Raw genomic sequence first — 19,176 nt, forward strand, 5'->3', positions numbered from 1 at the left:
TGCCCCGGCTTGCGGGACAGGGCGTCGGCCCACATCACCGCGGCGTTGGCCGCTGAGGCACTCTGCGGCTTCGCCGGCAGCCACGCCGTCGTCGGAGAATCGCACGGCAGAGCGATGTAGCTGCGCTGCGTCAAACCGAAAGCAGTGGGCCAACAAGCGACCTCGTACCGAATCAATGAATGAAGAGGCCGCTGATTGAGGCGGCCTTGCATCCAGACTTTCTCTTTGCAGCTTGTACAACGATAGATCGGCACCTGCCTATCGTTCTTCGTCAAGGATGGTGGTCGCGAAGTGCGCGGGTGTTCTGCACTTCGGACATCGCGGCTCTTGCTGCGCGGGCCGGAAGGAAGATGGCTCAGTTTGCCGTCTCTCGGACGCAAATCACCTCGCGTGATGTGCAAGGTTCCTGAGTACCAAGTGGGCATTTGTTCGTCGCCGATCATCCCAAAATTCTATTAGGCCAGCGTGTTTTCAAGCCAGGCCACGGAGGCCGGAAACAGGCCAGCGCCCGGCGGCTGCAAACTTCCGGTTTACCTCTGAGCGGACATGTCGCGGCACGGCTTTAACGGCAGCGAAGGGCCGATGGCAGACGTCGCAACCCATTCGATCATCTCGGCGACGGGCGATCATCCGACATTTACCTGACCTCGGACGGCAAGAGATAATTCGAGTGGCCCATGCACGATGATGCTCTCTCGAGCGGCTCGATTAGTGACTTCGCCGAGCCAGTGGAATTACTGTTTCGCCCCGGTACCTGAGCCGGTGGTCATTCCTGTGCCGGTAGTTGTTCCTGCGCCGGTAGTTGTACCTGTGCGTCGCTCCTCACGTCGATCTGCACGCCCTGTGCGCCGCTCCTCGCGTCGCTCATGCCGTCCTGCACGCCGCTCCTCACGTCGCTCATGCCGTCCTGAACGCCGCTCCTGACGCCGTTCCATGCCGACGGTCTGAGCCTCAGCATCGGATACTGTCAGTAACGTAGAGGCCCCTGCGAGGCCGAACGCAGCCGCCAGTCCCATCAGAGAAAGAGCCTTTCGGCGAGAGATCATTTCCGAGTTGATGATTGCACTCATGTGAACCTCCCTGACTAGGTGCTGTCGATGCGACCAAAACCCGAGTGCCTACATTGATCCACATCAACAGACGGGGTCCGGATGGAAGAATAGCCTGACAAGTTGATCAGCGTGAAGAACGGAGATCAATCATGTCGCGTCGGATTATTTTCTCGCTTGCTGCATCCGCTATAATCGGCATCGGGTGCATGGCGACTATCTCAACTGACGCCTTCGCGTATCGCGCCGGCGTTGGTCGCGCGGGCGTCTATCGCGGTGGCGTCCACCGCGGAGCCGTTTATCGAGGAGGTGTCTATCGTGGAGCAGCCGTACGCCGTGGAGTCGCAGTAGGTGTCGGCGCTGCTGCCGTCGGAGCTTATGGAGCCTACGGAGCTTATGGCGCGCGACGCTGCGGATACTACCCCTATGGACCTTGCTACTAAAACTGGCGCGGTACCCAGTCTCCTTATGGGGACCGGGCTGCTGCCTCGCCGGTGTTGCGCGCCGTTCGCGCTCTGCAGGCTGTAAGGGCGACAGCCACGGAAATTCGTGCCCAGCGAAAAGCGGCCTCGGGCGATGCCGGCGCCGAGGTTTTGCTGGAGATCAGTGGTTATTGGTCCCATGAGGCGCGCCGGTGTGCTCGCGAGCCGTCACCGCGCCGACAGATGCGGAAGAGAGAGCCCGGGATCCTGGACGCAGGAGGCAATCGTGACCGAGCCCGATCGCAATGGAATTACCGCACGGTTGTGGAAGCTCCCTGGGCAGTTGCTGCTGGCGCTGATAAATGCAACGGCGATCCTGGTGATCGTCGCCGCGATTCTTGCGCTCGTCGCGATTGCCCGCGTCGACCATCTTGCCGAAAACGTCGTCGCAACGATGACCGAGGCAGTGCTGTCGAAAGTCGATCTGCCGGCGAAAGACGTGTTGGCGAATCTCCAAAAACTGACGGCGGAAGTCCGCGCGCTTCGCGATGCTGTCGGGGGGGGCAAGACAGTAGAAAATCCAGCACGTCAAATAGAGATCGCGCCACTGAAGGAGAAGCTGACTGTTCTGAATATCAGCGTCGAGCGGCTCAGAAGCACGAGATCGATCCTCACCGACGAAGCGATTGCGCAATTGGGGCGGACGGCTACCGACGCACTGATGAAGCTGAGAGACTGCTCCTCCAGCGTTGGCCAATTGGAGCCTCACCGCACCCCGACAAGTAAGACGGTCGAAGCCTGGGGGGCCGTCGGCCCTCGGGGAGCCGGCCCCTGAAAATTGCCGCAAGGCCACTATGGGGTCAAAGGGGCAGTCGAGAGCTACGGCGCCGATTTCCGGTCTGTCCCTTGCAGCGGACATATGCTGCTTTCCGAAATCTTCGCCTTCGGGCCGATTGGCGACATTGTGATGAGTGATGCCGTCCCATGCTGTGGCACATTTCCGTTTCTTAAGTTTTCGCGGGTGAGCAATTTTGAACATACGCTCGCATTGCCCCGCGGCATAATATTTCGATCACCGCTCCTATTGTCGGCAATCATTGGTGACTGAGAGTGTTGTGCTCCCGCCTGACTTCGGAGGAGCATCATGTCCGAAATTAAGCCCAGCCAAGTTCAGCCTGTCGAGTTGTGGTGCCGCTTCGCAATGGCGGCAGGTGTGCTCTCACGCGATGGGTTCCGCGTGTTTGATTTCCCCGGGTGCAAGGGATGTCCGAAAGCGCAGCACACTGTTCGGACTTTAGGAAGTTCAGAAGACCCCATAAATGCGGAGGCATTGCTCAGATGGATTGCGAGCGCTTACCGCGTCAAGTTTGATCTCCCTTGATTGGACTTACCGACTTCTCCCTACCTTAGTTGATTTCCATGGACCGGGCGGAGGAACGAATGCTCGTAAGGACGCAAGAAATTGCGCCTCAAAGGTCGGGCTCAAGCGGGTTGAATGCGCTCGCCGGTCACGCGGTCTCTTGCAGCGAATTCAAATATCAGCGCGGTACCGAAATCTTTGGAGAGGCGGAGCCGGTCGATTACCTCTACCAAGTCAAGAGCGGAGCGGTTCGAAGCTATAAATTGCTCGCTGACGGTCGGCGGCAGATCATGGCCTTTCATCTGCTAGGTGACATCTTCGGCGTTGAGAACGGTCCAGTTCACCGATTTACCGCCGAAGCTATTGTCGAAACGACTGTTGACCTGACCGACCGGCAGAATGTTGTCGACGAAGAGGGGGGCCGCGCGGCCGCAACCAACAATGTACTGAGGCTTGTCACGAGCAACCTTCAGCATGCCGAAACTCACTTGCTGTTACTCGGGCGTAAAACAGCAATTGAGAAGGTCGCGGCTTTCCTTATCGAAATGGACGTCCGTTTGAGTGCGGCGGGAGTATTGAGTCTCCCAATGAACCGTCGCGATGTCGCCGACTATCTTGGGCTGACGCTGGAGACCGTGTCACGCGCTCTATCACAGCTTAGGGATCGTGATGTCCTCACCTTCATCGGGCGATCCCATCGACAAATCATGCTGCGAGATCGAGCAAAACTGGCTGAGTTCGATCATTAAACGGGATTTGGCGCGACTGGTCCGCTAGGGTCAATCGCGTCGGTTTGGTGATGCGCCAACCACTTCCGGTGTGCCACTGGTTCCTTGACTTAGGTCAAGGGTGACCTCGCAGTGCATCACCATCATGCGGTGCGGGGCAACTCACCTAGGAGATTGCCGATGTTGAAAATAGTAGTTGCCGGAACAACCGCTCTCTTCCTTACTGCATCCCCGATTGCCAATGCGCAAACCTCGCAAACCTCTTCTGCGACTCCGGAACGGTTAAATGCTGCCGACCGGAATACGCTGACGGACATGAGGATTGATCTGGTAAAGGCCGCGTTGCAGCTGACACCTGACCAGGAAAAATACTGGCCGGCTGTAGAGAGCGCCATTCGTGCCCGGGCGGAGGATCGGAAAGCCCGCCTTGCAAAAATCGGAGAAACAGTGGGTAGACGGGCCGACGAAAACCGTGTCGAAGCCCTGCGCAATCGTGACCCCATCACCTTCTTGCAACGACGCTCGGAAGCATTGGCTCAACGATCAGCCGATTTGGATAAACTCGCCGAGGCGTGGCAGCCACTCTACAAAACGCTTAATCCCGAACAGAGGCAGCGCATGGCAGCCATCGCGATTCTGGTACTCCACGATATGAGTGATGCCGTAGACCGGCGCCGTGCGCTGTCAGAGGACGAGGACTGAGGCAAAGTAGTTCGATTCGTACCTCCGCATAATGGTCGGAGCACACGCGGCTATTGGCGGCAATTCCTGCCAACCTGGCGCAGCGGATCATGGGTGCGAGCCGGCACCCGATCTTCCCTGCGCCCTCTTCACAAGAGAGGGCGAACGAGGAGAGCAAAACTCGGGCGTTTCCTGCCGCGAGAATGCAGCTTCATGTGTGAATACAGGAATGACTGAGGCGTCGCGCCTCGGCGATGTCGCCCGAGTATCACTTGCGGGCGGCGATCGCCGTCAGCTCCAGCTTGACGCCCGGGCCGAGATCCGCAACGCCGACAGCCGCACGCGCCGGCAGATGGTTCGCGGTGAAATAGCGCTTCCACACCGCGTTGAACGCCGCCTTGTCGGCGAGTTCGGCCATGAAGATCGTCACCTGCAGGACGCAGGAGAGATCGGAGCCGGCCCCTTCGAGCAGGGTCTTCAACTGACGCAGCACATCGTCGGCCTGGCCCGTCATGTCGAGCCCCGTATCTTCAGGGACGACACCGCCGAGATAAAGCACGTCGTTATGCTCGACGATCTCGTGGAGCAGTCCTTCATAGGGCAGGGAACGTTTGATCACGATGGCATCCGTGCAAGTTGCGGGCTCGCTGGTCAGGCGCAAGGCTTGTCTCAATAAGAAGACCTGCTTCAATAAGCTCGCTTCAATCGGGGGAGAATGGTGCTGCCAGACAGGATTGAACTTTGGGCCCGATCCTGTTGCTCGTTGATTTAATTTGAGTTTTCGACCCGGTGATTTGCTTTTGTGTGGCACTATTGGGTGGCGCCAAGAATCGAAATTAGCTCAGGGCGGACGTGATTGCATCACCTTTGTTACTGGCTTCTCCGCGCCATACGGAAGATCCGATCCAGTTTTAGGGCCTCCCGATGGGAATGCAGTGGTTGTCCGAGATCGGGGGCGCTGCCGCAACTAAATCCAGCGTTCGAGGTCTGCGTTTTCATTGCCCCGAACCCAGTCAGGCACCCGAGGCGCGACGTTGTCCAATTCTTCGAGATCCGGCGACTTCACGGCTTCACAGAGTTCGCGTAGGGCCGATTTCAAACCCCAGCCGACGAACAGGATCTCTGGAAATGGCCCATCGCGACGGTCTGGGCGGCGCCCGGCCATTTCCGAAGTTGAGGGTAGACCGGACCTGACTGCCCACGGCCGGAACCGGCGCTGTTGACCCACAGCCGACGTCGAAGGGCTGACCTAGTGCATCTTACAAGTCGATTTGCAGGGACTTTGCGCGAAATCGAGGAACAAACTGTCGTGCGTCCTCTTCGCACCTTTATTCGCCTCTTCAGGCCCAAACAGGAGTGCTTTTAGCGACCCAGTTCGGTACCGAGGTGGCGCGCCGGAGGACCGACGGGTTGGTTGGCGCGTAATGGCCTCATGCGACGGGAAGCACGGCGCGTCATGGTTGCGGCAGGCGATTCAGCTCTGCCTGAGAGCGAGGCCGGATCATCGAAATCATAGACGTTCAGGCCCTTCGCAGGATTGTCCGTCACACTGTCGTCGAAAGGACGGGCCCGGACTTAGGTCAACTCGACGACAAACCAGCCTCGACCTCGGCGTTCAGAAGAGTGGACATAATTTTCTGTCCCACCGGCGAAGCGAGGGCGCCAGCGGACAGAACCACTACGCCATTGCACGACGGAGCGTTTGCGCCGTTCTGAACCCAGCTCTCAAACCCCATCCACGAGCTGAAGCCTGGTACGCCCCCATCTTTCGACAGGACACGTCCCGCGGCGCCGGCGATATTCGGAAAGAACCATCCAATTCCGACCGTGGGGCCCTGCGCCTGCACGCTGCAGGTGCCCGTCGTACCGCATTGGCCACGGGCCGAGCCGGTCTGCTGCTGCGTCTGCAGGATGGCGAATTCCGTTGGCGAAGGCTGCAGTTGGCCCATGTTGTAGAGCAGCCATTGAAGCATGTCCGAGGCGCTACTGACGATCGATCCGCTCCCGAACACCATCGGTGGGCACGGCAGGTAGCTCTGGTTTACGGTGAAAGCCGTCGTCCCGTCATATCCACACGCCATGCTGGGCACTTGGCTCGTATTGAACAACGCGGTGTTGCCCATGCCCAGATCCGCGCACAGCTCCGCGAGTTGCCCGTTGTACGCATTATAGACGTCGACGTAGGGGTTCTGCGGGTTGAGGCCGACGATAGCCAGGAGGGACCAGGCAAGGTTTGAATACGTGTAGCACTGGCCCGCGGGGCAGATCCAAGCCGAGTTCTGTCCGCTGTTGAACCAATCGACGAGCTTGGCGAAGGTCTGCAAGTTACTGGCCGGGCAGAATTGTCCACGCGGATCGGGAGGCAGGCCATTGTCCTGCGGAAACCCCGAAGCATAAGTGACGATGTCGGCAACCGGAATCCCGCTGATTGCTGCAGGCAGGGAAATCGAGGGCATGCAGGACCCAACCGTATTTCCATCATATGTGCCTTGAAGACCGTAAAAAATTCTGGATGTGAAAACTTTTGAAATGGATCCGATTTCGAACAGAGTATTTGGCAGGTTCGCAGCGCTCACGAAACTATGGCTTGAGTCCCAAACCTCAATCTTAGAGGGAGAGAAGAACTTTGCAGAGGGGACGCCGGAGCCGTCAAAATCCGTAAAGACGTATACTGCCATCGCCATGTAATCGCTGACAGCAGCGTCTATGATGCTTTGGATCGCCGAGCTTGGGTCCGATAAAGCCATGAGCGCCTCTCCCCATTACACGCTGGATCGCAAGCAAACTTTAGCGCCTTTCGATTCGGTTGTCTTTATTATAATAAAACCGTAGAGGTTGATTATAAATGCGCGGTGAAGAGCGTCCTAAGTCCCGTGTAGGCGCTATGTCTGGGTTTGGCCGATTCCGTTGAAAAACGCGGCTGTTGCGACGCAGAGATATCAGTGATTCAGTCTGTCTAGTTGGCAGGACTGAAGGTCATGATGGGGCATCGGCAAGTCGAACAGGCTGCGTTGTTCTATGAGTTCTCGCTCGAACGGCATATCCCGGCCGACCACTTGCTCCGGTCGATCGATAGATTTGTCGACCTTGAACAGGTCAGGCAGGAGCTGGCACCTTTCTACAGTAGTATCGGTCGACCTTCGATCGATCCCGAGCTGATGATCCGGATGCTGCTGATTGGCTACTGCTTCGGCATTCGATCGGAGCGGCGCCTGTGCGATGAGGTCCACCTTAACTTGGCCTACCGGTGGTTCTGCCGGCTCGGTCTGGATGGCGCAGTGCCGGATCACTCGACGTTCTCCAAGAACAGGCATGGCCGCTTCCGGGAGAGTGATTTATTCCGTCGTGTGTTCGAAAGCGTCTTGCGCCGCTGCATCCGGGAGCGACTGGTCGGTGGGGACGGATTTGCAGTCGATGCGAGCCTGATCAAGGCGGATGCCAATCGGCAGAAAGGGATCGAAGGCGACAAGGGACTTCCTCAGGAATCCTCCGGCCGGGCGATCGATGAGTATCTCGCCGTCCTTGACGATGCCGCCTTCGGAGCAGCGACCGAGGTCACACCAAAGTTCGTGTCGCCCTCCGACCCGGCGGCGCGCTGGACCGGGGCGCACGGCGGCCAAGCCTTCTTAGCGTACTCGACAAACTACCTGATCGACATCGAGAACGCGATCATTGTCGATGTTGAGGCGACGACGGCAATCCGGCAGGCGGAGGTATTGGCCGCCAAGCGCATGATTGAGCGCTCGCTGGAGCGGTTTGATCTCTATCCGAGCCGGCTCCTCGGTGACAGCGGCTACGGCTCGGCCGAGATGCTCGCCTGGCTGGTCTATGAGCACGGCATCGAGCCGCACGTTACAGTCTTCGACAAGTCGGCCCGCACAGACGGGATCTTCTCGCGCGACGACTTCACCTATGACCATGCCGGGGACGTCTATCGTTGCCCCGATGGCAAAGTTCTTACTACGACCGGAACGCTGGTGAATGATGGTGCCACCATGCTTTACCTCGCCAGCAAGCGCGATTGTGATCGCTGCGCATTGAAGTCCCGATGCTGCCCAAGCAGGCCTCACGGCGGGTACCGCGCTCGATCTACGAGGGCGCTCGCGACATGGCACGCCAGATCGCAAGATCGTGGGAGGGCCGAACTTCGCGGCGGCTCCGCAAGAAGATCGAGATGCTGTTCGCGCATCTCAAACGCATTCTCAAACTCGACCGTTTACGTTTGCGAGGCCCAAACGGCGCGCGCGACGAGTTCACTCTAGCAGCCACTGCCCAGAACCTTCGCAAGATGGCCAAGCTGATCCCGATGCAAACCCTCAAGCCCGCATAAAAGGCCAATACAGCCGTTCGGCCGCATCGGCGCTGGCGCAAATACATCGGATCACTGCCGACTTTTTCAACGGAATCGGCCCATCAGCGAAGTAGCGGCGCACCTCGTTGAGGTCCGCTCAGTGAGGCATGGCGGACCAGGTTTGCTCAGGTCGAGTTCTTCGCATCTTGACCCATTTCGGACGTCAGGCCGGACCCAAAGAGCAATAGCTCGCCGGTTGAAACCCTGATATCGTGAAACCTCTGAGGAGCCGAAGCCATCCGACCGACCCAGCCATCGAACGGGAGAATTGCTATGAGCATCACCCGCCGCGCCGCAACTCTTGGCGGTCTCAGCTTACTAGCCGGAGCATCCGTAAGCACCCAGAGCCGCGCCGAATTCGGCGAGTCACTCGGCATCGGCGAAGGGCTCGAAGATTTCTGGCTGGCTACGGACGCCTATGTTTACGGCTACCCGCTGGTAACGATGGAAATGACCCGTCGGGTCATGACCAATGTCGTAGCCGTTGAAGGCACCCGGGGGCCGATGGGCCAGATCATCAAGCTGCGCCAGTATCCGGACGCCTCATTCAGGGATGTCACGGCCCCGAACGCAGACACGCTCTATACGACTTCGTTTTTCGACGTCGGTCGGGAACCCTGGGTGCTGAGCATCCCCGACATGAAGGATCGTTACTACCTCATGCCCCTGCTTGACGGATGGACCGACGTCTTCGAGGTACCTGGCAAGCGTACCACGGGAACGGGTGCGCAGACTTACGCCGTCACGGGACCGGGATGGACTGGTATGCTGCCCTCCGGTGTCAAAGAATTGAAATCGCCGACCAGTCTCGTTTGGCTCCTCGGTCGCATCTACTGCACTGGAACACCTGACGATTATGCATTGGTGCACAAACTGCAGGACGAGTGCAAGTTGGTGCCGCTGAGTTCGTATGGCAAGTCCTATACGCCATCACCGGGCAAGGTCGACCCGTCGGTCGACATGAAGACGGCAGTGCGCGAACAAGTGAACAAGATGGACGCGGTGGCCTATTTCACGCTGCTCTGCGAGCTCATGAAGCATAATCCACCGGCGGCGGCAGATGCGCCGGAACTCGCCAAGTTCGCCAAGATCGGCATCGTACCCGGCAAGGAGTTCGAGGCCAGCAAGCTGAAGGCGGATTTTGTCAAGCGCATGCCGGAAGTCGCCTTCGACCGGATCATGCTCCAGTTCAAGGTGAACAAGGAACTAAAGAACGAGAACGGCTTTGGCTTCACAACCAAAACCGGCCTATACGGCACCGATTATCTGATGCGTGCATTCGTCACTGCCATTGGGCTAGGCGCCAACCGACCTCAGGACGCTATCTATCCGACATCGCAGAAGGATGCCGAGGGCCGGGCATACAACGGTGCAGACAAATACGTGTTGAAATTCTCCAAGGATCAGTTGCCGCCGGTGAACGGCTTCTGGTCGCTGACGATGTACGACAAAGACTATTTCTTCGTGAACAATCCGATCAACCGCTATTCGATCAGTGCACGGCAGAGCCTGATGTCCAATCCGGATGGATCGACCGATCTCTACATTCAGAAGGACTCGCCGGGAAAAGACAAGGAATCGAATTGGCTTCCCGCGCCCGCCGGAGATTTCATCTTGATGTTACGCATGTATTGGCCGAACGAGAAAGACCCGTCGATCATTGATGGCTCGTGGAAAATCCCACCGGTGACGAAAATCGCCTGAGCCAGATGCAAAAGGCTTTCACTTCCGTTCCTGGCACGAAACGGACATGCCGCAATGGTCGCTGAATGTCCGTTCTCGGAGGTGAATTAGTTTGCTGAGCAAGAAAGTTCACCCTATCTTGGACAGAATAGACTGAGCAGCGCGCACCCGCGCGAAATATAACCACGCGGCTTCTACATGGAGTGCTGGCAGTGGATTCTTCATTCGGCGCGTTGGATGCGTTCGCTTTTGTCGTATTCGCTGTTCTGATCCTTGTTGGCGTCATCATCATCGTCACTCTGGGCAAACTTCCAGGTCAGCTCGCGCACAAATGGAACCACCCGCAAGCCGGCGCGATCAATGCCATGAGCTGGATCGGGATCGCGACCGGTGGGTTGCTGTGGCCGGTGGCGTTCATTTGGGCGTTTACAACGCCCTTTGGCACCAAATCCCCGGTCGGGGACGGGAAGCAGCCGGGTAGCGCGGCTGAATCCGACGTCGCTGCAACGCCTTTAGCGATACTGCGCAAAGCTCCGGACAAGGAGACGCGCCCGTGATCGCATTTCTGATCATTGTCTACGTTGCCGTCGTTCTCGTGCTGTTCAAGGTGCTGCGCATCAAGCCCACGGCTTATATAATCGCAGGCATGATCGTCGCTGGCGTATTCATGATCGGCGGCGTTGTGGTGGTCTGGACGCAGTCGGCGCCGATTACGGACAAGATGGTGACCAGCCAATACGTGGTGCAACTCGTCCCTTACGTCAAAGGGCAGGTCAAGACGATCTACGCGCAGGCAAATCAACCGTTGAAAAAAGGTGATCTGCTGCTGGAGGTCGATCCGGCTCCCTACCAGTACACGGTCAACCAGGTCGAGGCGCAATTAACGGCAGCGAAGGCAAACGTAAAACAAGCCGAGGCTGCGCTCACGACAGCAAACGCTGCGATACCGAATGCGCAGGCCACTCTCGCGAAGGCGAAGGCTGCGGACGAACTGGCCAAGACCCAGGAACAGATTGCCCTCAACATTCAGCGCGCGGACAAGGCTGCCATTAGTCAGCTTAACGTGGCCAAGGCGACGCAAGAACGTCAGGAGGCGGACGCTGCCGTTCAACAGGCCGAAGCGGGCCTCGCGCAAGCGCAGGCTTCTGCTCAACAGGCTGCCGCCGCCTTGGTGACGGCCCAGAGCAATGTTCCGGCTGTCGAAGCTCAACTGGATGACGCACGCTTTAACCTCTCGCAGTGCAAGATGATGGCACCTGGCGATGGCTACGTCACGAACTGGCAGGTGCAGGTCGGAACCATGCTGGTGCCGCTTCCGCTTGCTCCTGCTGGAACATTCGTCAACGTGTCAGATACCGCGGCTGCTGCGGTGTTTCCGCAGAACTGGCTCTCGAATGTCGAACCGGGCGACGAGGTGGAGATGGTGCTCAATCCATACCCGGGCCGTCTTTTCCTGGGAAAAGTGGACTACGTGATTCCGGCCACTGGGGGCGGTCAGTTCACGACCAGCGGCACAATCCCGAACGCGGCCCGGATCGGATCTGACGGTCTTTACGCGGTGCGGATCAATTTCAGCGACGATGCCGTAGCCCGCAAACTGTCGATCGGGTCAGGTGGATCGGCGGTGATCTACACACAGAAGGGCAAGGCCACGCACGTCATTTCGAAGGTCGCGATCCGGATGAAGAAGTGGCTGTTGTACGTCATGCCCACTGTGGAAAAGCCGCCATCGTGACGTGCAGCGCGGCAATGAAGGGATACAAACGAGTTAGGTGAACGTGCGTGGGGAGCGAAACCTTGGCGACGCAGCATCAGGCACCGTTTGGGCGGCGGTATAATGTCGGCGCTGTTCTTGGCCGGTCATTTCACTGGTTGCTAGTGGCTGCGCTTCTCCTGCCAACCGTGGCATGTACGATCGGGCCGAATTTTACAGCGCCTGTCGCTCCGCTTGCCGACAAGTTTCGTGGCACGGACAATCGCTCGGTTAAATCCGGCCCCCGTGAGTACGTACACTGGTGGGAAGGCTTTCGCGATCCGACCCTCAACAAGCTGATCCAGATTGCGTACAATCAAAACCTGACGCTGGAGAGCGCAGGGACGCGGGTGCTGCAAGCACGCGCGGCGCTGGGAATAGCTATCGGCATAAGCTATCCGCAGGTGCAGCAAGGCGTGGGCTCGATCATTTACAATCGAACCAGCGCGGCGACGCCGCTGGCCGGTCCGAATGCGACGCCCTCATATTTCTGGACAGATGCTCTTGCTGCGCAGGCAGCGTGGGAGCTGGATTTCTGGGGCAAGTTCCGCCGCGGAGTTGAATCCGCCGATGGCGTGTACCTGGCGTCGATTGCGGCTTATGACGGCGTTCTGGTGTCGCTTCTCGCCGATGTTACCGCAACTTATATCGGTATCCGGACAACGGAGCAGTTGATCGGAATTGCACGGGCCAATGTCCGAAGGCAGGAACAGGCGCTTAGCATCGCAAAGGCCAAGTTCACGGGCGGCGGGACTTCGGAGCTTGATGTCTTCCAGGCGACCAACGTCCTCGAGCAGACACGTGCGGCAATTCCCCAATTGACGATACAATTGCAGCAGGGACAAAACGCGCTCTGGGTCCTGCTCGGCGTTCCGCCGCAGTCGCTCGGCATGTTGCTTTCACGATCAGTTGGCCGAATACCATCGCCACCTCGCACAGTCGTTGTTGGAATCCCTGCAGATTTGTTGCGCCGCCGACCGGACGTCCGCTCCGCTGAACTCGCCGCGCTGGCGCAGAGTGCGGAGATTGGAATTGCCACGACACAACTCTATCCGGCCATCAGCATCACGGGCACGTTCGGCGGCTCGGCCAGTACCGCCAACGGCCATAACCTCGGTCAAGTCGTCAGTTGGAAGGGCGTGGCGTATGCTGCGGGCCCGTCGTTTCAATGGAATCTGCTGAACTACGGGCAAATCACCAACAACATTCGTTTGCAGGATGCCAAACTTCAGCAGTTGGTGATCGACTATCAGAACACCGTGTTGAGTGCCCAGCAGGAGGTGGACAACGGTCTTGCGACATATCTGCAATCATGGAACCAGGCCGCGTATCTACGTCGCAGCGTTGAAGCGGCAAATGGCGCCCTCAGAATCGCACTTGAGCAGTATGAGCAGGGCGCGACGTCATTTACCACCGTACTGACCGCGGAACAGAATCTCTTTCAGGCGCAGAGCAGCCTGGCCGGCGCAACGGCCAGCGTTCCGCTCGGCCTCACCGCGGTGTTTCGGGCGCTCGGCGGCGGCTGGCAGATACGGGAAGGCGGCAACTTCGTGAGCCCGGCAACGGTTGACCAGATGCGTGCGCGAACGGACTGGGGCAACTTGCTTCCGCCTGCGAACGAGCCACAACCGCCGGCTCCGGGCCTGCCAGGTCCTGAGAACATCGGCCCGACGATTCGGCCTCCGGAGTGGTGATTGTCGCAGGTGAAGCTTTGCATCTTGGAGATCGTTGATGTCCGCACATGGCCCGTCCGAGAAGTGGCCGCAGCCCTCCACTAGGTCCGTTCACCGAGGCATTGCGGACTACTGCTCATGTTGAGTTCTTCGCATTTTAACCCATTAACGGACGTCAGGCCGGACCCAAAGAGCAATAGCTCGCCGGTTGAAACCCTGATATCGTGAAACCTCTGAGGAGCCGAAGCCATCCGACCGACCCAGCCATCGAACGGGAGAGTTGCTATGAGCATTACCCCGCCGCGCCGCAACTCTTGGCGGTCTCAGCTTACTGGCCGGAGCATCCGTAAGCACCCTGAGCCGCGCCGAATTCGGCGAGTCACTCGGCATCGGCGAAGGGCTTGATGGCTCGTGGAGAATTCCGCCGGTGACGAAGGTCGCCTGAACCACAAGCAAAAGGCTTTCACTTCCGCCGGGCACTTTTGCGGCGGTGGCCAACACCGAACATGTCCGATCATCGGGGTAGATCGAGAGTGAAAGGCCGCCTGTCCGAACGGCGTTTTTGACCCAACCCAGACTTCCGTAGTTGACACACGCTTGTCCCGGCCGAGCCACGGCCCGGCAAAATGCCTATTAAGAGCAGGACGCTCCAATTGTCCCGCCGCAAAGTGCTAGTCTCGTCATCCCTTTGGCGTGGCCCCTGGATGGGGGGATGATACATGCGACGACGGGAATTCATCGCGGGGACGGCGGCCACCGCAGTCTTGAGCTTTGGTCGGCGGGCATATCCTCAGACCGACGCTCGGTCGCCGGTTGCTAAACGCATCGCGTTTGTCCCTCCTAATGCCCTATGGCACTTCGTGGTCGTGGCCTGTTTAGCACTACTGGCCGCCCCACCGGCATGGGCGCTGGAAAAGCCCGAATGGATGGTCTTCAGGACAGATGAAAGTGGGGTTCCAGGTTGGCTGAAATACACCCTGCTAGGGCTGGGCTTGCTGGCAATCGCAGCAGCGCTGGTTTGGCTGTGGATCAGGGTGCTTGGTCCTCGCCTCAAAGCTGCGATTGGTATCCCAAAGCTCAGCGTTGTCATGTCGGTTTTGTTTGTTTGCCTCAGCATTCCAATTCTCATTTTCATCCTGGCCTACAACTACTATCGAAATTCGGAAGTGATGATGGCAACGCTCAAAGATGACGTTGCAAAGACCCGACAGGCCAGCATCGAAAGTGTTGAAGGAATGATCCAGGGCGTCGCGGGCACACTTCGTCTGCTCGCAGAGGTCGTTGCGGCCGACCCTATGCTCTTCCGCACCGATAGAAGTCGCGAGGTTCTTTTCCGCACGTTAACGTCCGCCGAAGAAATCGACGCTGCCTTCGTGAGCTTTGAGGACGGATATCATCGGGCGGTGACGCGGATCGACGATGACCGTCGGCGGTCTGATCCAAAAATCCCGCGAACGGCCAACTGGCACATGAACTTCATCGACGACTTCTCGGTCGGAACGAGCCGCAGCCGACACAGAACATTCTTCGACACTTGGGGCCATGTCGTCGGCGAATATGCGGTTCCGACCACGGTTGATTACCGCGCTATCTCTGGATATCCGGCGGCAAAGGCATCGGGGGCCTTGGCTATCGCGGACCCCGAAATCAACTCCGATACTGGCTACCCGGTCATCAACATGAGATTTCCTGTCTATTATAACGGGGATTTCATCGGCTGCGCGGGGACGAGCATCACGCTGAATGTCTTGACGCGATTTCTCGCCTCGCATCGCGCCAGTCCGCACAGCATGACGATCATTGCTGATCCGACAGGCGGCAAGATCATCGCGGCGTCCGACAAGCAAAAGAGCGTTCGGTTGTCGGATGGAAAGTTAGAGGTGGCGCGGCTGGAGAATTTCGCTGACGACGACGTGCGCGAAGCCTACCGATTGCAGAAGGAAACGGACGAGAACGATTTCCTGTTCCGTTCACCTCGTGACGGCCAAGAGCTGAGCGCCTCGTTTGCTCGTTTCCCGGAGAACTTCGCACGCCCGTGGGTAGCCGTCGTCATCACGCCGACGGACGACTTCATTGGGCAGCTCAGGGCGACGAACCAGCAGATCATTCTCATCATCATTGTCCTCTCAATCGCGGAGCTTTTCCTGATTTACCTCCTGTCCCGCCGCCTGTCGCAGCCAATTGAGATCATCTCGCAGGAACTCAAATCGGTCGAAAGCTTGTCCTTCGAGCGGCTCGTGAACCGCCCTTCCAAGGTCCGAGAAATCGCCCAGCTTCAATCTGCGGCGTCGCTGCTGCGCAACTCGCTCCAGTCGTTTTCTTCCTTTGCGCCTGTGGACGTGGTCAGGGGACTGATCAAGTCTGGCATCCCGCTCGCCCTTGGCGTGGAAAAGCGCAATCTGACCATCCTGTTTTCCGACCTAGAGAATTTTTCGACGCACGCCGAGCAGTCGACGCCGGATGCGTTGCTGGAGCAGATGTCGGTGTATTTCGAGCAGGTCACGCGGGCGATTTCGGAGGAGAAGGGCACCGTCGACAAGTTCATCGGCGACGGCATCATGGCGTTCTGGGGCGCGCCAGTTGCACTTCCCGACCATGTGCTGCGCGCGTGCTCCGGCGCTCTTCGAGCCACGCGGCGAATGCAGCGGGTCAACGAGAGGTGGCACCCAGAAGGAAAACCGCCGCTGCGCATCCGCATCGGGCTCAATACAGCGGACGTGTTGGTCGGCAACGTCGGTTCCACCGAACGCTTCAGCTATACGGTCATGGGCGACGGAGTAAACGTTGCATCGCGGCTCGAAGGCATGAACAAGAACTTCGGCACCACCATTTGCATCAGCGACAGCGTTTTCGAGGCCGTGGCATCCGAAATTGTAGCAAGGCCCTTGCGGCGGGTTCAGGTCAAAGGTCGCAAGCAGGAGTTCATGATCTACGAGTTGCTCGGAATAACAAAGACTGATGATGCGGAACTGAAGGCTCGGGCCGATGATTTGCGGCTGAACGAGATGACGTGGGTTGCGTCGGGCTGTTTTGAGCGGGGCGACGTTGCCGGGGCTGCGTGGCACTATCGTGAAATATTGAAGCTCTTTCCAAACGATCCCGTTGCCAAGACAATCCTCCGCAGCGTGTCGCAGAGCCTGCATCCAGAGATGCCCGATCAAGGGGCTGACTAGTAAGCGAGCGGTAGCGTCCAAATCTCGCAAGCTCGGCCCGAAGCCGTGGTGCGATGTCCGTTCATGGCCCACCGCCGAAGTGGCGGCGCACCTCATTGAGGTCGGCTCAGTGCGGCATGGCGGACTAGATTTTGCTCGGGTTAAGTTCTTCGCATTTTGGGGGAGATCTAATTTCGTGGGCGGACTGCCCTGGCTTTCATCGAAGCCGGAGCTGAAAATCTTTGCTGATCTGGAGCTGGCGTGTGTCTACGCCCTCGGTCCGACCGGTGGTCAGCCGCTCCGCATCGGTTGGGTCAGGCAGCTGAAGGATCGGGTGCGCGACCTCGGCAGCTGGAAGGAATTGCAGATCCATCACATCGTGTGGACGGCGGGCGACCTGCTCGCCACGCGCATCCACGCCGATGCAACAGCGATGTTGGATAGGTCGAAGCGTGGGCTGACTGGCGACTGGTTTGACCTAACCCCGGAATACGCCACTCAAGCCATACGCCTCGCCGCTGCCAACCTGAACATCCCTTCTCCCCTGGGGAAATGCTGGAGAGGATCAGTCCGATCAGGCGGGCAAAGATAGACGCCGCGGTCCAGGCCTCCCGGCTGGAGCGCTGATCTAACTTCATGATAGAACGCAGCCAGAATTACCGTTTCGGCCGTCCGACCCTAAGGTGTGCGCGCTTCCTCCGATCGGCGGACTCGATCGCGATTTCGACTAGCAGCGCCGTTCCACCGTCTCCATCTTCCGATCTAGCAGCAGATCTTGAGGCGGTGATCGCAGTGCCCGGAAGCGGTTGCAATTGAGCCGCCACCAAGAGACGGCTGACGGTCCGTTCAGCGACAGACCCAGACGCCGTTGACCATCACGCGGTGGCACCCCACCGCCGCTCCGCCCACGACGGCTCCTCCGACAACCGCCCGACGTGTAGTTCGACGGGCGACCCCGGCGTAGCTCATCGGCGTCAAGGGTCGACCGACCCGGGCTTCCGCGCTGCTTACCGAGAATGCGACACCCTCGTTTGTCGACCAAGCGATCGAACCGGAGACTCCGCAGACGAGGGTGGCGGCGATCAAGAATGCTCGTTTCGATTTCATAACAACCTCCTTGCTGGCAACTTTGCGACGAACTCGGCTTCATGCAGACCAGCCCCACGAGCGATCTGCCGGCAATACGAACGCGCCGCGAACCCAGCAGGCCCGCGGCGGGCAACAATTCCGTGGAGAGACGGATCCGAACCTCGGAAAGAAAATACGTCTGTTACGCGCTTCGCCCGGCGCTTTCGCCGCTGAGCCTTTGATCCATCGAGGTCCATTGACCAGGGGCGGTTCAGCTACTTGGCTTGCTTGGCGAACTGCAGGCACGTCAGCAGGCTGACGTAGCTTCGCGTGTCGTCGACGTTTTCCATCCCGGCGCAGCTTGCTCGGCTCGAGCTGGTAAATGTTGACCACTGGCTTTCGAGCTGTTGCAGCGCGTCCTGCTCGTCGCTTACGCACCGCTTGACCGGCTGGTCCTCGGACATGCCAGCCGCGGCACTGGCGACGGCCTTGCAGCTACGACCAATGTCGAATTTCGGGACCGTATCGGCCGCCGCAACGACCAATTGCGAGCTCAGAACTATCAGCGAAATCGAGAGAGGCATCTGCAATCTCCTACTCGCCAGTGCCAAGGCAGTAATGGTGCCCCGAAGCTGCTCCGGCGGCTTTTCTAGAGGGCACTGTGATTTGCGTCTAACCGAAAACCGTCCTGCCGAGAGAAATGATTGGCAGCGCAGCGTCATGCCCGGCAGATGCACACGGACCTACGTCGCTATTAGCGTTCCTCCCGGGCGACACCTGCCGCCGGAAAAGCTTCCGCTACCTCCACGAGCATTACCCTAGCACGGAACGCAAGCGGCAGCCATGGCTATTATGTGCCTCCACGTCCATGTGCCTCGTCCGCAACATTCCGGCTGGTGCGAGGGGTTCGAAGGGGCTGATCCAACGACTTCCTGCTCAGCCCGTCTGTCATGATGTCGACTTTCCAGGAAATTTCGTGCGGCACCACGGAGGGCCAGGTCCGTAGGCCAGTCGCTGCTATCTTCATCTCCAGCCTGATAGCCACTTCGAGTTCACAGTCTCAGACGAGTGATTTGGTCTCTCGTCATCGGGCGACTCCGCGTTTTCACACAGCCAACACCCATCTCGAACACAGCGTCCCGATCCAACTCTGCCATTTTGGCTAGCCAACCACCGCAACTGCGGGTAGTGTTCCGCGCGCATTTTCTCGAGTTCGGGCTTGAAAACGGACACGATTCTATGAAGCTCCTTCTTAG

General features: G+C 58.7%; 15 protein-coding genes and 1 pseudogene. 10 read left to right on the plus strand and 6 right to left on the minus strand.

The features are described 5' to 3' along the window. Both MOV74_RS03290 and MOV74_RS03295 read right to left on the minus strand, forming a co-directional pair. On the minus strand, positions 1-443 hold a 443-nt coding region (locus tag MOV74_RS03290), incomplete at its 3' end, for a hypothetical protein (protein WP_246917871.1). 323 nt (positions 444-766) lie between these two features. Continuing rightward, on the minus strand, positions 767-958 hold the full coding sequence (locus tag MOV74_RS03295; protein WP_246917874.1) for a hypothetical protein: 192 nt from the start codon (positions 956-958) through the stop codon (positions 767-769). Positions 959-1,757: 799 nt separating this feature from the next. Here MOV74_RS03295 and MOV74_RS03300 point away from each other — a divergent pair. The 3 genes from MOV74_RS03300 (at position 1,758) to MOV74_RS03310 (ending at position 4,261) form a co-directional block, all read left to right on the plus strand. After that, positions 1,758-2,306 (plus strand): hypothetical protein, encoded by a 549-nt coding sequence (locus MOV74_RS03300; protein WP_246917876.1) that lies wholly within the window; start codon positions 1,758-1,760, stop codon positions 2,304-2,306. A gap of 605 nt (positions 2,307-2,911) precedes the next feature. Continuing rightward, positions 2,912-3,580: a helix-turn-helix domain-containing protein gene (locus tag MOV74_RS03305; protein WP_246917879.1), complete on the plus strand. Its 669-nt coding sequence runs from the start codon at positions 2,912-2,914 to the stop codon at positions 3,578-3,580. A 159-nt stretch (positions 3,581-3,739) separates the two neighbouring features. Next, a complete protein-coding gene (locus MOV74_RS03310; protein WP_246917882.1) occupies positions 3,740-4,261 on the plus strand; it encodes a Spy/CpxP family protein refolding chaperone in 522 nt (173 codons plus the stop codon). Positions 4,262-4,508: 247 nt separating this feature from the next. Here MOV74_RS03310 and MOV74_RS03315 read toward each other — a convergent pair whose 3' ends face one another. Both MOV74_RS03315 and MOV74_RS03320 read right to left on the minus strand, forming a co-directional pair. Next, positions 4,509-4,859, minus strand: coding sequence for a RidA family protein (locus MOV74_RS03315; RefSeq protein ID WP_246917885.1), 351 nt, complete (start codon positions 4,857-4,859; stop codon positions 4,509-4,511). A 961-nt stretch (positions 4,860-5,820) separates the two neighbouring features. Further along, entirely contained in the window at positions 5,821-6,987 is a 1,167-nt protein-coding gene (locus MOV74_RS03320) for a serine hydrolase domain-containing protein (protein WP_246917894.1), read from the minus strand. Between the two features lie 231 nt (positions 6,988-7,218). Here MOV74_RS03320 and MOV74_RS03325 point away from each other — a divergent pair. From MOV74_RS03325 to MOV74_RS03355, 7 genes and pseudogenes are all read left to right on the plus strand, one after another. Continuing rightward, positions 7,219-8,570, plus strand: a pseudogene (locus MOV74_RS03325) (transposase). Between the two features lie 294 nt (positions 8,571-8,864). Beyond that, positions 8,865-10,295 carry a DUF1254 domain-containing protein gene (locus tag MOV74_RS03330; RefSeq protein WP_246917896.1) on the plus strand — a complete coding sequence of 477 codons (1,431 nt, stop codon included), beginning with the start codon at positions 8,865-8,867 and terminating at the stop codon, positions 10,293-10,295. Positions 10,296-10,486: 191 nt separating this feature from the next. Beyond that, a complete protein-coding gene (locus MOV74_RS03335; RefSeq protein ID WP_246917898.1) occupies positions 10,487-10,831 on the plus strand; it encodes a DUF3302 domain-containing protein in 345 nt (114 codons plus the stop codon). Then, positions 10,828-12,009, plus strand: coding sequence for a biotin/lipoyl-binding protein (locus tag MOV74_RS03340; RefSeq protein WP_246917901.1), 1,182 nt, complete (start codon positions 10,828-10,830; stop codon positions 12,007-12,009). Before MOV74_RS03335 ends, MOV74_RS03340 begins: the two co-directional genes overlap by 4 nt. Before the next feature lie 62 nt (positions 12,010-12,071). Continuing rightward, positions 12,072-13,721: an efflux transporter outer membrane subunit gene (locus MOV74_RS03345; RefSeq protein WP_246917903.1), complete on the plus strand. Its 1,650-nt coding sequence runs from the start codon at positions 12,072-12,074 to the stop codon at positions 13,719-13,721. A gap of 698 nt (positions 13,722-14,419) precedes the next feature. Continuing rightward, entirely contained in the window at positions 14,420-16,873 is a 2,454-nt protein-coding gene (locus MOV74_RS03350) for an adenylate/guanylate cyclase domain-containing protein (protein ID WP_246917905.1), read from the plus strand. Positions 16,874-17,048: 175 nt separating this feature from the next. Next, entirely contained in the window at positions 17,049-17,444 is a 396-nt protein-coding gene (locus MOV74_RS03355) for a hypothetical protein (protein ID WP_246917907.1), read from the plus strand. 254 nt (positions 17,445-17,698) lie between these two features. Here MOV74_RS03355 and MOV74_RS03360 read toward each other — a convergent pair whose 3' ends face one another. Then, a complete protein-coding gene (locus MOV74_RS03360; RefSeq protein WP_246917909.1) occupies positions 17,699-17,959 on the minus strand; it encodes a hypothetical protein in 261 nt (86 codons plus the stop codon). A 236-nt stretch (positions 17,960-18,195) separates the two neighbouring features. Further along, complete coding sequence (locus tag MOV74_RS03365) at positions 18,196-18,504, minus strand: hypothetical protein (protein WP_246917911.1); 309 nt, start codon at positions 18,502-18,504, stop codon at positions 18,196-18,198. Positions 18,505-19,176 lie beyond the last annotated feature (672 nt).

The organism is Bradyrhizobium sp. SHOUNA76, from assembly GCF_023006445.1.
Lineage (GTDB): Bacteria > Pseudomonadota > Alphaproteobacteria > Rhizobiales > Xanthobacteraceae > Bradyrhizobium.

Coding starts and splice junctions, on each gene's coding strand:
- MOV74_RS03320 (WP_246917894.1), bottom strand. CDS start 6,987: ATGGCTTTATCGGACCCAAGCTCGGCGATCCAAAGCATCATAGACGCT.
- MOV74_RS03305 (WP_246917879.1), top strand. CDS start 2,912: ATGCTCGTAAGGACGCAAGAAATTGCGCCTCAAAGGTCGGGCTCAAGC.
- MOV74_RS03365 (WP_246917911.1), bottom strand. CDS start 18,504: ATGCCTCTCTCGATTTCGCTGATAGTTCTGAGCTCGCAATTGGTCGTT.
- MOV74_RS03295 (WP_246917874.1), bottom strand. CDS start 958: ATGCTGAGGCTCAGACCGTCGGCATGGAACGGCGTCAGGAGCGGCGTT.
- MOV74_RS03360 (WP_246917909.1), bottom strand. CDS start 17,959: ATGAAATCGAAACGAGCATTCTTGATCGCCGCCACCCTCGTCTGCGGA.
- MOV74_RS03330 (WP_246917896.1), top strand. CDS start 8,865: ATGAGCATCACCCGCCGCGCCGCAACTCTTGGCGGTCTCAGCTTACTA.
- MOV74_RS03310 (WP_246917882.1), top strand. CDS start 3,740: ATGTTGAAAATAGTAGTTGCCGGAACAACCGCTCTCTTCCTTACTGCA.
- MOV74_RS03350 (WP_246917905.1), top strand. CDS start 14,420: ATGCGACGACGGGAATTCATCGCGGGGACGGCGGCCACCGCAGTCTTG.